This is a genomic window from Vibrio sp. Vf1514, from assembly GCF_052076135.1.
GTDB classification, from domain to species: Bacteria; Pseudomonadota; Gammaproteobacteria; order Enterobacterales; family Vibrionaceae; genus Vibrio; species Vibrio furnissii.
Window position 1 is genome coordinate 502,987 of record NZ_CP197267.1, and the last position, 14,396, is coordinate 517,382.

At 49.8% G+C, this 14,396-nt stretch carries 10 protein-coding genes; 9 read left to right on the forward strand and 1 reads right to left on the reverse strand.

The features are described from left to right. Positions 1-134 precede the first annotated feature (134 nt). From ACS18Q_RS02445 to lpxC, 4 genes are all read left to right on the forward strand, one after another. Positions 135-917: a cell division protein FtsQ/DivIB gene (locus ACS18Q_RS02445; protein ID WP_038150565.1), complete on the forward strand. Its 783-nt coding sequence runs from the start codon at positions 135-137 to the stop codon at positions 915-917. Then, positions 910-2,172: a cell division protein FtsA gene (gene ftsA, locus ACS18Q_RS02450; protein WP_004723757.1), complete on the forward strand. Its 1,263-nt coding sequence runs from the start codon at positions 910-912 to the stop codon at positions 2,170-2,172. Before ACS18Q_RS02445 ends, ftsA begins: the two co-directional genes overlap by 8 nt. Positions 2,173-2,202: 30 nt before the next feature. Continuing rightward, on the forward strand, positions 2,203-3,420 hold the full coding sequence (gene ftsZ, locus ACS18Q_RS02455) for a cell division protein FtsZ (RefSeq protein ID WP_004723755.1): 1,218 nt from the start codon (positions 2,203-2,205) through the stop codon (positions 3,418-3,420). Positions 3,421-3,517: 97 nt separating this feature from the next. Continuing rightward, on the forward strand, positions 3,518-4,435 hold the full coding sequence (gene lpxC / locus ACS18Q_RS02460) for a UDP-3-O-acyl-N-acetylglucosamine deacetylase (protein WP_014205749.1): 918 nt from the start codon (positions 3,518-3,520) through the stop codon (positions 4,433-4,435). Positions 4,436-4,484: 49 nt separating this feature from the next. Here the strand turns inward: lpxC and ACS18Q_RS02465 are convergent, their stop codons facing one another. Next, positions 4,485-4,943, reverse strand: a complete 459-nt coding sequence (locus ACS18Q_RS02465; RefSeq protein ID WP_038150650.1) for a DUF721 domain-containing protein — start codon at positions 4,941-4,943, stop codon at positions 4,485-4,487. 364 nt (positions 4,944-5,307) lie between these two features. Here ACS18Q_RS02465 and secA point away from each other — a divergent pair, with 364 nt between their 5' ends. From secA to carB, 5 genes are all read left to right on the forward strand, one after another. Continuing rightward, entirely contained in the window at positions 5,308-8,022 is a 2,715-nt protein-coding gene (gene secA, locus ACS18Q_RS02470) for a preprotein translocase subunit SecA (protein ID WP_014205748.1), read from the forward strand. Between the two features lie 116 nt (positions 8,023-8,138). Then, complete coding sequence (gene mutT, locus ACS18Q_RS02475; protein WP_004724115.1) at positions 8,139-8,537, forward strand: 8-oxo-dGTP diphosphatase MutT; 399 nt, start codon at positions 8,139-8,141, stop codon at positions 8,535-8,537. 94 nt (positions 8,538-8,631) lie between these two features. Continuing rightward, complete coding sequence (dapB, locus tag ACS18Q_RS02480) at positions 8,632-9,441, forward strand: 4-hydroxy-tetrahydrodipicolinate reductase (protein ID WP_004724117.1); 810 nt, start codon at positions 8,632-8,634, stop codon at positions 9,439-9,441. Between the two features lie 481 nt (positions 9,442-9,922). Next, entirely contained in the window at positions 9,923-11,062 is a 1,140-nt protein-coding gene (gene carA / locus ACS18Q_RS02485; RefSeq protein WP_038150640.1) for a glutamine-hydrolyzing carbamoyl-phosphate synthase small subunit, read from the forward strand. 16 nt (positions 11,063-11,078) lie between these two features. Continuing rightward, on the forward strand, positions 11,079-14,309 hold the full coding sequence (carB, locus tag ACS18Q_RS02490; protein ID WP_004724121.1) for a carbamoyl-phosphate synthase large subunit: 3,231 nt from the start codon (positions 11,079-11,081) through the stop codon (positions 14,307-14,309). Positions 14,310-14,396 lie beyond the last annotated feature (87 nt).

Here is a 14,396-nt window from a genome sequence, read left to right on the forward strand (position 1 = left end):
CGAATTTCTGTATTTGAGTATTTGATACTTTTTAACACCTCAGTATAATCCAAAGGTTAAAGTCAGTGCTTTTGCCTCTATTGCGAAATGAAATAGGGAAACAATTTGCCAGTCGCCAACAGGATCAACGGACTTTGATAAACAGCGTGTTAGCCGAAGGCCGTCGAATATCCAGTTCACCACTAGTCAAACAGCATGCCGTTGGAGGCAGCTTTTTCCTGGTGGTGTTGTTGTTGATTGGTTTTTTGTTGTATTCGACGATCAGTTGGATGTGGGATGAGCAGCGTCTGCCACTCTCTAAAATCGTTTTGCAAGGTGACTTACAATACGTGTCAACGCGGGATGTTCAGCGCTCGTTTGCTCGCTTAGAGCACATCGGCACCTTTATGTCTCAGGATATCGATGCGCTGCAAAGCAGTGTGCAGTCCATTCCTTGGGTTGCACATGCATCTATTCGGAAACAGTGGCCTGACACGATAAAAGTGTTCTTAACGGAGCACCAAGTGCAGGCGATTTGGAATGGCAATGCCTTACTTGATGACGATGGCATCGTTTTTGACGGTGATATCGGCGTGGTGAAAGGCGAGCACGTGAAGTTGTATGGCCCAGATGGCAGTGCTCCGGAAGTGTTAAACGTCTGGCGAGAATATAACGCACAGTTTCAGAACATCGGTCGTAACATCTCGTCGTTACTGCTGAATGAGCGTCGTGCCTGGCAGATTATTCTGGATAACGGCATTCGCTTGGAACTGGGTAAAGAGTCGTTGGACGAACGGATAGCACGGTTTTTTCTACTGTATAAGCAGTTGGGCAATGACGCTGATAAAGTCAGCTACATTGACCTCAGATACGATACAGGCGCCGCAGTAGGTTGGATCTCAGAACAAGAGTTAGCACAAGAGAATAAAGATGACTAAAACTGCTAATGACAACATCATTGTTGGTCTGGATATCGGCACCGCCACCGTATCAGCTTTAGTGGGAGAAGTTCTCCCTGACGGTCAGATAAACATTATCGGTGCGGGCACCAGTCCTTCCCGAGGCATGGATAAAGGTGGCGTAAACGATCTGGAATCGGTTGTGAAATCGGTTCAGCGTGCCATTGACCAAGCAGAATTGATGGCGGAATGCCAAATCAGCAATGTGTTTCTGTCGATTTCCGGCCGTCACATTGCGAGCCGAATTGAAAAAGGTATGGGAACTATTTCCGATGAAGAAGTGTCGCAAGACGACATGGATCGGGCGATTCATACCGCAAAATCAATCAAAATTGGTGAAGAGCAGCGAATTTTGCATGTGATTCCTCAAGAATTTACGATTGATTATCAAGAAGGCATTAAAAATCCTTTAGGATTATCAGGTGTGCGAATGGAAGTCAGCGTACATTTGATTACTTGCCACAACGATATGGCAAGAAACATCATTAAAGCCGTAGAACGTTGCGGATTAAAAGTTGAACAGTTAGTGTATTCAGGGTTGGCGGCAAGTAATGCCGTGATCACTGAAGATGAGCGCGAACTTGGTGTGTGCGTGATCGATATTGGTGCAGGGACAATGGATATTGCCGTCTGGACTGGTGGCGCACTGCGACATACCGAAGTCTTCTCTTATGCGGGCAATGCCGTCACCAGTGACATCGCGTTTGCTTTCGGAACTCCCGTGAGCGACGCCGAAGAGATCAAAGTGAAATATGGCTGCGCGCTGAGTGAGTTAGTAAGCAAGGATGATACGGTTAATGTTCCGAGTGTGGGTGGGCGCCCATCACGCAGTTTGCAACGACAAACCTTGTCGGAAGTGATTGAGCCTCGCTACACTGAGTTAATGGGGCTGGTGAATCAGACCATTGACTCGGTACAGGAAACACTGCGTAAAGACGGCATCAAGCACCACTTGGCTGCCGGCATTGTCTTAACCGGCGGTGCAGCGCAGATTGAAGGATTAGTTGAGTGTGCGGAGCGTGTGTTCCGCAACCAAGTCAGAGTTGGCAAACCTCTTGAGGTGAGTGGTCTGACGGATTACGTTAAAGAGCCGTATCATTCTACGGCAGTTGGTTTACTTCATTACGCAAGAGACAGTCAAATTAACGACGATACTGAATATCAAGAGCCAAAGCGCCAATCAATGTCGGGCTTATTGGGTCGTTTGCGTAACTGGATACAAAAAGAGTTTTAACCTGAGTTGCAGGAAAAACGGAGATAACACATGTTTGAACCGATGATGGAAATGTCTGACGATGCTGTAATTAAAGTCGTTGGGGTTGGTGGTGGCGGCGGTAACGCCGTAGAACACATGGTGCGTGAATCCATCGAAGGCGTGGAATTCATCAGTATCAATACAGATGCGCAAGCACTTCGTAAAACCAGCGTAAGCACAGTCATTCAAATCGGCGGTGATATTACTAAAGGTTTAGGTGCGGGTGCGAATCCGCAAGTTGGACGTGACGCAGCTCTCGAAGATAAAGATCGAATTAAAGAAGTGCTGATGGGTGCCGATATGGTATTTGTCGCCGCTGGTATGGGTGGTGGTACCGGTACTGGTGCTGCTCCTGTGATTGCGGAAGTGGCTAAAGAACTCGGTATCCTGACGGTTGCTGTTGTCACTAAGCCATTCAGCTTCGAAGGTAAAAAACGTCTTTCGTTTGCGGAACAAGGTATTGAAGAGCTGTCGAAACATGTCGACTCTTTGATCACCATCCCGAACGAAAAACTGCTGAAAGTACTGGGTCGTGGTATCACTTTGCTTGAAGCCTTTGCCAGCGCGAACGACGTGCTTAAGAACGCAGTACAAGGTATCGCAGAACTGATTACTCGTCCGGGCATGATCAACGTCGACTTTGCAGACGTACGTACTGTGATGTCGGAAATGGGTCATGCCATGATGGGTAGCGGTGTTGCGAAGGGTGAAGACCGTGCTGAAGAAGCGGCAGAAATGGCGATTTCAAGTCCACTTTTGGAAGACATCGACCTCGCTGGCGCTCGCGGCGTACTGGTGAACATCACGGCTGGCTTGGATATGCGCCTGGATGAATTCGAAACTGTCGGTAATACTGTTAAAGCGTTTGCTTCTGACAATGCGACCGTGGTAATCGGTACATCTCTGGATCCAGACATGGCAGACGAGATTCGCGTAACGGTTGTTGCAACGGGTATCGGTAACGAACGCAAACCAGATATTACGTTGGTGGCAGGCGGTAAAGCGAAGCCAGTGCAAGCAACTCAACCACAACAAACCGTTGCTCCGGCAGCCAAAGTGGAAGAGAAAGCGGCACAACCTTTGCAAGAAAGAGTTGAAGTGAAAACACAGCCAGCACCGGCCGCGTCAAGCAGCTCTTCCTCTGCAAGCCAAAGCACTGCGCCTAAGCAAGAGAAAGAGAGTGGATACCTTGACATCCCTGCTTTCTTGCGTCGTCAGGCTGATTAAGATCTCGCCACAATTTGACACTGTTCAAAATTCTGGTAGGATGTCGGTCGGTAACTTTACCGGCCGAGCTTTGTGGCATCGATTTAGAGGCAAGTAGATGATCAGACAACGTACACTGAAAGAAATAGTGAAAACAACTGGGGTGGGCCTTCACTCTGGTCGTAAGGTCACGTTAACTCTTCGCCCAGCTGCTGCAAACACTGGTATTATTTACCGTCGTACCGACGTAAACCCACCTGTGGACTTTCCAGCAGACCCAGAATCTGTACGCGACACCATGTTGTGTACCGCTCTGGTGAATGATGAAGGCATTCGCATCTCAACGGTTGAACACCTGAATGCGGCATTGGCGGGGATGGGGATCGACAACGTTATTGTTGAAGTGGATGCGCCTGAAATTCCAATTATGGATGGCAGTGCTAGCCCATTTGTATACCTGCTGCAACAAGCCGGCATCGAAACGTTGAACACTCCGAAACGTTTTATTCGTATTAAGAAACCGGTGCGTTTTGAAGATGGTGATAAGTGGGCAGAATTGCGCCCGCACAACGGCTTCAAAATGGATTTCGAAATCGAATTTAACCACCCAGCGATCGACGGCGATGAGCAACACTTAGTGTTTGATTTTTCTTCACAAGGTTTTGTGAAAGAAATCTCTCGTGCTCGTACCTTTGGTTTCATGCGTGATATTGAATACCTTCAGTCACAAAACCTGTGTCTGGGTGGTAGCTTCGACTGTGCCATCGTTTTGGATGACTACCGTATCCTGAACGAAGAAGGCCTACGCTTTGCCAACGAATTTGTGACGCATAAAGTTCTGGATGCAATTGGTGACCTATACATGTGTGGTCATGCGATTGTGGGTGAATTCTGTGCTTACAAATCAGGCCATGGTCTGAACAACCAGTTGCTGCGCGCAGTGCTGGCAGATCAAGAAGCTTGGGAATGGGCAACGTTTGAAGAAGAAGCTGGTTCGCCAGTGGCATTCGCAGAACCCAACATGGTTATCGCATAAGCGAACAGATTATTGAAAAAAGCCAGACTTCGGTCTGGCTTTTTTTATGTCACTTTTTCGCGAGTTTCGCGAGGTTCTCTAACCGCTGACGCACTTTGGGTGAGGCTCTATCGGCAATGGTCATCAACACTTGGGCGGCATGTTCTGTCAGGGGAGGGCGAGCTTTTGCCTCTTCCTGCTTTGCCGTTGAACGGGGCTGATGACGATAAAGATCCGGGTTGATCTTGATGTCAATGCTGATCAAACGACCGAATCCATGCGCGCGAAGCTGGTTGAGCAAGGATAGACGATCGTAATCGATCTTCATTTTGATCGCCGCGCTGGCTGCTTCCAAAACCAAGTGGCCGCCGCGAATATTGGCGGCGCGTACGTGCTGTTCGGTCCCTCGAGGGAGCAGGGTTTTGAGGAGCTGATTGAGCTGCAAAATTTCTTTGGCGTGTTCCTGCAGTTGACTGAGTCGTGATGACTCGATCAGCGCTTCGGTATTGGTGGGTCGGTGATCTCGCATAATGCTCATCGGCTGTGTGTCCTGACTCTATTCTATACACAAATCACGGCGACGAAAACGTTGATGGTGAGGCCTCGTGGGACGCAAAAGGTGGCCAATGATGCTTTTTTAATCACTCAACATCCGGCGAAGCGCACAAAATGTTAAGCCGAATGCAAACAAACCGGATTGTTATTGGTTGTTCCATCAAAAATTCCTTAAACTAGGCGCCACTTAAATTCATTTAGTGCCTTGAAAATAAATATCACCATCACAATATCCCTAGATACATGACTTACCTCAGTATCCTTAGTTGAAATTAGGTAGAGACTTAAGGCAGTAAAAGTAGATCGGGAAGATCTAAGTAAAGAGAGATTCACAACAGATGATAACTAAGCTACTGACAAAAGTGATTGGCAGTCGCAATGACCGCACACTGCGCCGCTTGAGAAAGATTGTAAAAGAGATCAACAACTACGAGCCGGCATTTGAAGCGCTTTCTGACGAAGAACTGAAAGCCAAAACCGTTGAATTCCGTCAACGTATTGAGCAAGGCGAAACACTCGACCAACTTCTTCCAGAAGCCTTTGCCACTGTACGTGAAGCTTCGAAACGTGTGTTTGGTATGCGTCACTTCGACGTACAGCTGATCGGTGGTATGGTGCTAAACGCAGGCCAAATCGCGGAAATGCGTACGGGTGAAGGTAAAACCTTAACCGCAACTCTACCTGCTTATCTGAATGCACTGCCAGGTAAAGGGGTTCACATCGTCACAGTGAACGATTACTTGGCAAAACGCGACGCCGAAACGAACCGCGCGTTGTTTGAATTCTTGGGCATGACTGTGGGCGTGAACGTGCCAAACATGCCACCTCAAGAGAAAAAAGAAGCTTATCAAGCGGACATTTTGTACGGCACCAACAACGAATTTGGTTTCGATTACCTGCGCGACAACATGGCATTCCGCACAGAAGATCGGGTGCAACGCGCGCGTTTCTTTGCCGTGGTCGATGAAGTGGACTCGATCCTGATCGATGAGGCGCGTACGCCGCTGATCATTTCTGGCCCGGCGGAAGACAGTTCAGAGCTGTACACTCGCATCAATACTCTGATTCCACATCTGCAAAAACAAGACAAAGAAGATTCAGAAGAGTACCGCGGTGACGGTCACTACACCGTTGACGAAAAATCTAAGCAAGTTTACCTGACGGAAACGGGTCAGGAGTTCGTCGAAGAGCTGTTGGTGAAAAACGGTCTGATGGAGGAAGGCGATACACTGTATTCACCGACCAACATCAGCTTGCTGCACCATGTGAATGCCGCGCTGCGTGCACACGTGCTGTTTGAGAAAAACGTCGATTACATTGTGACGGATGATGGTGAAGTGGTCATCGTGGATGAACACACCGGCCGTACGATGCCGGGTCGTCGCTGGTCTGACGGTTTGCACCAAGCGGTGGAAGCCAAAGAAGGCGTGAAGATTCAAAACGAAAACCAAACGCTGGCATCGATCACCTTCCAGAACTACTTCCGTCTGTATGAAAAACTGTCTGGTATGACAGGGACAGCGGACACTGAAGCGTTTGAATTCCAGTCGATCTACGGCTTGGAAACGGTGGTGATTCCAACCAACAAACCGATGATTCGTAATGATATGCCGGATGTGGTTTACCGCACCGAAGCGGAGAAATTTGCGGCGATCATTGAAGACATCAAAGAGCGCGTGGTGAAAGGCCAACCAGTGCTGGTCGGTACTGTGTCGATTGAAAAATCGGAACTGCTGTCGAACGCCCTGAAACAAGCCAAGATCAAACACAACGTTCTGAACGCCAAATTCCACGAGAAAGAAGCGGAAATCGTTGCTGAAGCGGGTAAACCAGGTTCGGTGACCATCGCAACCAACATGGCGGGTCGTGGTACGGATATCGTGCTGGGGGGTAGCTGGCAGACGAAAGTCGAAGGCCTCGACAACCCAACGCAAGAGCAAATTGATGCGATCAAAGCGGAATGGCGTCAAGTGCACGATGCCGTTTTGGAATCTGGTGGTCTACACATCATTGGTACAGAGCGTCACGAATCACGTCGTATCGATAACCAGTTGCGTGGTCGTGCGGGTCGTCAGGGGGATGCGGGTTCTTCACGTTTCTACCTGTCGATGGAAGATACGCTGCTGCGCATCTTTACCTCTGATCGCATGGCGAGTCTGATCCAAAGCGGTATGGACGAAGGTGAAGCGATTGAAAGTAAGATGTTGTCACGTTCGATCGAAAAAGCGCAACGTAAAGTCGAAGGTCGTAACTTCGATATTCGTAAGCAACTGTTGGAATACGATGATGTGGCCAACGATCAACGTAAAGTGGTGTATGAGCTGCGTGATGAGTTGATGAGCGCAGAAAACATCAGCGACATGATTGAACAGAACCGCATCGACGTGCTGACAGCTGTGATGGATGAATACATTCCACCGCAATCGCTGGAAGACATGTGGGACATTCAGGGCTTGGAAGAGCGACTGAAAAACGACTTCGATTTACCGCTGCCAGTGCAAACTTGGCTCGACGAAGACGACAAACTTTACGAAGAAGCGCTGCGTGAACGCATTCTTGAGCAAGCGGTTACGGTCTACAAAGCGAAAGAAGAGGCGGTGGGTGAAACCGTCATGCGTAACTTTGAAAAATCGGTCATGCTGCAAACGCTGGATACGTTGTGGAAAGAACACTTGGCGGCTATGGATCACCTGCGTCAAGGTATTCACTTGCGTGGTTACGCACAGAAGAACCCGAAACAGGAGTACAAGCGCGAGTCGTTTGAACTGTTTGAGGGCCTGTTGGAGTCGCTGAAAACTGACGTGATCACCATCCTGTCAAAAGTTCGCGTCCAACAACAAGAAGAAGTGGAGCGTATGGAAGCGCAGCGCCGTGCACAAGCGGAAGAGGCTGCTCGCCACGCGCAAGCGCAACACGCCAATGCCGACGGTTCACCTGAGCAAGACGACGATCACCAGCCGATGGTGCGCGACGAGCGTAAAGTGGGTCGGAATGAACCGTGTCCATGTGGCAGCGGTAAGAAATACAAACAGTGTCACGGTAAGATCGATTGATCCCGTTACCTTGAGAGAAGAGTCGCCGCTGGCGGCTCTTTTTTTATCGCAAGTATCTGGACATTGTGTCGGCTTGCGATTAGAAACAAACAGATTTCAGTCAACAGGACCTAACTATGAAACGTATTCACATTGTGGCAGGCATTATTTTTAATCAGGACAAGTCGCAGATCTTCATCACCAAGCGTCCGGATAACCTGCATAAAGGTGGTTTCTGGGAATTTCCCGGTGGCAAAGTCGAAGCGGGCGAGTCGATTGAACAAGCGATGGCACGCGAGCTCGACGAAGAAATTGGCATTGAAGTGACACAACAAACGCCATTTCAACATCTGGAATACGATTACCCCGAGAAGTCGCTGACGTTCGACTTCATTTTAGTGACCGATTTCAACCATCAACCCTACGGACGTGAAGGTCAACAGGGCGAGTGGGTCAATATCGCAGATCTTGCGCACTACACCTTCCCCGAAGCCAATGTGCCGGTGCTAGAGCGCGTACTGAAAGAGTTCGCGTAAGTGCTAGCCACAGCCCTTTATAGTTGGTAGTTTAAACACACAAGTTGGACACTCCGTGCGAAAGCACGTGCGAAAAGAAAATGGAGAAGACGCAATGGTAAGAATTGCGATTGCAGGTGCGGCGGGTCGAATGGGCCGTAATCTGGTTAAAGCTGCCCACCATCACCCTAAAGCGACCGTGGGTGCAGGCTCTGAGCGCCCCGAATCATCACTGGTTGGTGTTGATGTCGGTGAACTGTGTGGCGAAGGCCGTTTTGATGTCGCGCTGGTTGATAACCTAGAACAAGCGATTGATCAATTTGATGTCATCATCGATTTTACCGCCCCCGTCAGTACACTGGCGAACATCGAACTGTGTCAAAAACACGGTAAGAAACTGGTGATCGGTACCACGGGCTTCAGCGACGCCGAACGCGTGCTGATTGATGAAGCTGCGAAAACGATGCCAATCGTCATGGCGCCAAACTACAGCGTAGGCGTCAACTTGGTCTTTAAGCTACTCGAAAAAGCGGCCAAAGTGATGGGGGATTACTGCGACATCGAGATCGTCGAAGCGCACCACCGCCATAAAGTGGATGCGCCGTCAGGCACTGCCATTGGTATGGGAGAAGCCATCGCGCATGCGATGGGCAACAAGCTCAGCGACGTTGCGGTATACGCCCGTGAAGGCATCACCGGTGAACGGACGCGTGATGAGATTGGTTTTGCGACCATTCGTGCCGGTGACATTGTGGGCGAACACACCGCCATGTTTGCCGACATCGGTGAGCGCGTGGAGATTACCCACAAAGCCACTGACCGCATGACCTTTGCGAATGGTGCGGTCAAAGCTGCGATCTGGCTTGCCGAAAAACCGGCTGGGTTTTATACCATGACCGATGTCCTCGGACTTAATGAGCTATAAATACATAATTATGCGCCGGGTGACTCCGGCGTTTCTATAAATCTCGTCCCAACCCCTCAAAAATCTATTCGTAAAATATCACCACTTAACCCTGACTTTTGTTTGGTTTTCTAGCCGTTGGCTTGTGATTTGAAATGTAATCGATATTTTTTTAGTTTAATTTCTCAGATTATCGTTTGCCTGATTTTTAATAATGAATTTGTCTGGAAAAAATTTCCAAACTGACTGTTTTTTATTCGCGCATTCATAACTATCGTTTGAAAGTGCCTAAAACATGCAGTTTTAGTGCCTTTACGTGCTTTTTTAGTTGTAACCTACCAAAAAATAATTTTATTTTTGAACGAATGTTGACAGAAGTCACGGCGCTCATTAGAATACCGCCAATTTGTCTGAAACCCCCTAGAGCAAACTATAAACGCGAAAAGGAAGGCAAATTTGCAGTTTAATTTAATATTTTTGCATTTTTATTCTGGAGGTTGTCTTGAGTAAATCAGCACTGTTAGTCCTAGAAGATGGGACAGTGTTCCGCGGAGTGTCCATTGGTTCAGATGGTTCTTCCGTCGGTGAAGTCGTTTTTAATACCTCGATGACGGGGTACCAAGAAATCCTCACTGATCCTTCCTATTCCCAGCAAATCGTTACCCTGACTTATCCTCACATTGGCAATACCGGCACCAACGCCGAAGACGAAGAATCATCATCGATTCATGCTCAAGGCCTTGTGATTCGCGATCTTCCTCTTCTCGCTTCTAACTTCCGTAGTGAACGTTCTCTCTCCGATTACCTTCAATCACAAAACATTGTCGGCATTGCTGACATCGATACGCGTAAGCTCACTCGTATCCTGCGTGAAAAAGGTGCACAAAACGGCTGCATCATGGCCGGTGACAATCTGGACGAAGCGTTGGCGCTGGCGAAAGCGAAAGAATTCCCTGGTTTGAAAGGGATGGATTTGGCGAAAGTGGTAACGACCAAAGAAGCGTACGAATGGAAACAAGGTTCATGGACGCTGGAAGGCGGCCTGCCTGAAGTGAAAGACGAGAGCGAACTGCCATACCACGTGGTGGCTTACGACTTCGGTGCGAAGCGTAACATCCTGCGTATGCTGGTGGACCGCGGCTGTCGTCTGACGGTGGTTCCAGCCCAAACGTCTGCAGAAGACGTGTTGGCGATGAATCCGGATGGCATCTTCCTGTCAAACGGCCCGGGCGACCCAGAACCATGTACTTATGCGATTGAAGCGACCCAAACCTTCCTCGAGAAAAATATTCCGGTATTTGGTATCTGTCTTGGCCACCAAATTCTGGCGCTCGCTTCTGGCGCGAAGACGGTGAAAATGAAGTTTGGTCACCACGGTGCAAACCACCCAGTGAAAGACCTGGATCGTAATGTTGTGATGATTACCTCGCAAAACCACGGTTTTGCCGCAGATGAAGAGACGTTGCCAGAGAACCTGCGTGCGACGCACAAATCTCTGTTTGATGGCTCGCTGCAAGGGATTCACCGCACGGACAAACCGGCATTCAGCTTCCAGGGCCACCCTGAAGCAAGCCCGGGTCCACACGATGCGGCTCCGCTATTCGACCACTTCATTGAACTGATTAAACAACACCGCGCTTAATTTGGAGTAGTAAACAATGCCAAAACGTACTGACATTAAAAGCATTCTTATCCTGGGTGCGGGTCCGATTGTTATCGGTCAGGCTTGTGAGTTTGACTACTCAGGCGCGCAAGCGTGTAAAGCGCTGCGTGAAGAGGGTTACCGCGTTATTCTGGTCAACTCAAACCCAGCGACCATCATGACTGACCCAGAAATGGCAGATGCGACTTACATCGAGCCTATTCATTGGGAAGTGGTCCGCAAGATCATCGAAAAAGAGCGTCCGGATGCCGTCCTACCAACCATGGGCGGTCAGACAGCACTGAACTGTGCTCTGGCGCTGGAAAAACATGGCGTACTGGCTGAATTCGGCGTGGAGATGATCGGCGCAACCGCTGACGCGATTGATAAAGCAGAAGACCGTTCACGCTTTGATAAAGCAATGAAGTCGATTGGCCTGGCGTGTCCACGTGCTGATACAGCAAAAACCATGGAAGAAGCGTACCGCGTGCTGGATATGGTGGGCTTCCCTTGTATCATCCGTCCTTCCTTTACTATGGGCGGGACCGGCGGTGGCATCGCGTACAACAAAGAAGAATTTGAAGAAATCTGTCGCCGTGGTCTGGACTTATCACCAACCAACGAACTGCTGATTGATGAATCGCTGATCGGCTGGAAAGAGTACGAAATGGAAGTGGTTCGCGATAAAGCGGACAACTGTATCATCGTATGTGCGATTGAAAACTTTGACCCAATGGGTATCCACACCGGTGACTCGATCACCGTGGCGCCAGCTCAAACGCTGACGGACAAAGAATACCAACTGATGCGTAACGCGTCTCTTGCGGTTCTGCGTGAAATCGGCGTCGAAACCGGTGGTTCGAACGTGCAGTTCGGTATCAACCCGAAAGATGGCCGCATGGTGATCATCGAGATGAACCCACGTGTATCTCGTTCTTCGGCTTTGGCTTCTAAGGCAACGGGTTTCCCAATTGCCAAAGTGGCAGCGAAACTGGCGGTTGGCTTTACCCTTGATGAGCTGATGAATGACATCACGGGCGGCGCAACACCAGCATCATTCGAACCGACGATTGACTACGTTGTGACGAAGATTCCTCGCTTTAACTTCGAGAAATTTGCTGGCGCGAACAACCGCTTGACCACGCAAATGAAGTCAGTGGGTGAAGTGATGGCCATTGGTCGTAACCAACAAGAATCGCTGCAAAAAGCACTGCGCGGTTTGGAAGTAGGCGCGACCGGTTTTGACGAAATGGTGGATTTAGACGCACCAGATGCGCTGACCAAAATTCGTTACGAACTGAAAGAAGCTGGTGCAGAGCGTATTTGGTACATCGCGGATGCATTCCGTGCTGGGATGTCGATTGATGGCATCTTCAACCTCACCAACATCGACCGTTGGTTCCTGGTTCAAATTGAAGAACTGGTGAAAATGGAAGAGCAGGTGAAGCTGGGCGGTTTTGCGGGCTTGAACGAAAACGTGCTGCGCGCCATGAAACGCAAAGGTTTCTCGGATGCTCGTCTGTCTAAACTGCTGGGCGTGTCTGAAAGCGAAATCCGCCGTCTGCGTGACCAGTTCAACATTCACCCAGTTTACAAACGCGTGGATACCTGTGCGGCAGAATTCTCTTCTGACACCGCGTACATGTACTCATCTTACGATGACGAGTGTGAAGCCAATCCAACCGATAAAGACAAAATCATGGTTCTGGGCGGTGGTCCAAACCGTATCGGTCAGGGTATCGAATTCGACTACTGCTGTGTACACGCGTCACTTGCACTGCGTGAAGACGGTTACGAAACCATCATGGTGAACTGTAACCCTGAAACCGTTTCGACCGACTACGACACGTCAGACCGTCTGTACTTCGAACCAGTGACTCTGGAAGATGTCCTGTCTATCGTGCGCGTTGAAAAGCCAAAAGGTGTCATCGTGCAATACGGCGGTCAGACGCCGCTGAAACTGGCGCGTGCGCTGGAAGCGGCAGGTGTGCCAATCATTGGGACCAGCCCTGATGCGATTGACCGTGCTGAAGACCGTGAGCGCTTCCAACAAGCGGTCGACCGTCTGGGTCTGCTACAGCCACAAAACGCGACCGTGACGGCGATTGAACAAGCGATTGAAAAATCGCGTGAAATCGGCTTCCCGCTGGTGGTTCGTCCTTCATACGTGCTGGGCGGTCGTGCGATGGAAATCGTTTATGACGAATCTGACCTGCGCCGTTACTTTAACGAAGCGGTGAGCGTATCGAATGAATCTCCGGTTCTGCTGGACCGTTTCCTAGATGACGCCACGGAAGTGGATGTGGATGCTATCTGTGACGGCGAACGCGTCGTGATTGGCGGCATCATGGAACACATCGAACAAGCAGGTGTTCACTCGGGTGACTCCGCCTGTTCGCTACCTGCTTACACGCTCAGTCAGGAAATTCAGGACAAGATGCGTGAGCAGGTTGAGAAACTGGCGATGGAATTGGGCGTTCGCGGCCTGATGAACACGCAGTTTGCGGTTAAAGACAACGAAGTTTACCTGATTGAAGTGAACCCTCGTGCTGCGCGTACCGTACCGTTTGTGTCGAAAGCGACTGGCGCGCCGCTGGCGAAAATCGCTGCGCGCGTGATGGCAGGTCAAACGCTAGAACAGCAAGGCTTTACCAAAGAAATCATTCCACCATACTACTCGGTTAAAGAAGTGGTGCTGCCATTCAACAAGTTCCCGGGTGTTGACCCGCTGCTTGGCCCTGAAATGCGCTCAACCGGTGAAGTGATGGGCGTGGGTGCCACATTTGCAGAAGCTTACGCGAAAGCGGAACTGGGCTGTGGCAACGTCTACCCTGAAGGTGGTCGTGCACTGCTGTCGGTTCGCGAAGGTGACAAAGAGCGTGTGGTTGACCTGGCTTCTAAACTGGTGAAACTGGGTTACAAACTGGATGCGACGCACGGCACCGCTGTGATTCTGGGCGAAGCGGGTATTAACCCACGTCTGGTGAACAAGGTACACGAAGGTCGTCCGCATATTCTTGACCGCATCAAGAACAACGAGTACACCTACATCGTCAATACGGCAGCTGGCCGTCAGGCGATTGAAGACTCGAAAGTTCTGCGCCGCGGCGCACTGGCTGAGAAAGTGAACTATACCACGACGCTGAACGCGGCGTTTGCAACCTGTATGTCACATACTGCCGATGCAAAAGCGAGCGTGACGTCAGTGCAAGAGCTGCACGCGCAAGTGAAAGCAAGTTTGGCGTAACACATTACGATCGGAAAGCCTTCGGCTTATCTGACAACCTCATTGCCCGCTCAATTTGAGCGGGCTTTTTTATGCTCTGTTCTCCGC

Bases quoted from the DNA above. Each gene is read 5' to 3' on its own strand.
- dapB (WP_004724117.1), top strand. From the start codon at position 8,632: ATGGTAAGAATTGCGATTGCAGGTGCGGCGGGTCGAATGGGCCGTAAT.
- mutT (WP_004724115.1), top strand. From the start codon at position 8,139: ATGAAACGTATTCACATTGTGGCAGGCATTATTTTTAATCAGGACAAG.
- ftsA (WP_004723757.1), top strand. From the start codon at position 910: ATGACTAAAACTGCTAATGACAACATCATTGTTGGTCTGGATATCGGC.
- carB (WP_004724121.1), top strand. From the start codon at position 11,079: ATGCCAAAACGTACTGACATTAAAAGCATTCTTATCCTGGGTGCGGGT.
- ACS18Q_RS02465 (WP_038150650.1), bottom strand. From the start codon at position 4,943: ATGCGAGATCACCGACCCACCAATACCGAAGCGCTGATCGAGTCATCA.
- ftsZ (WP_004723755.1), top strand. From the start codon at position 2,203: ATGTTTGAACCGATGATGGAAATGTCTGACGATGCTGTAATTAAAGTC.
- secA (WP_014205748.1), top strand. From the start codon at position 5,308: ATGATAACTAAGCTACTGACAAAAGTGATTGGCAGTCGCAATGACCGC.
- lpxC (WP_014205749.1), top strand. From the start codon at position 3,518: ATGATCAGACAACGTACACTGAAAGAAATAGTGAAAACAACTGGGGTG.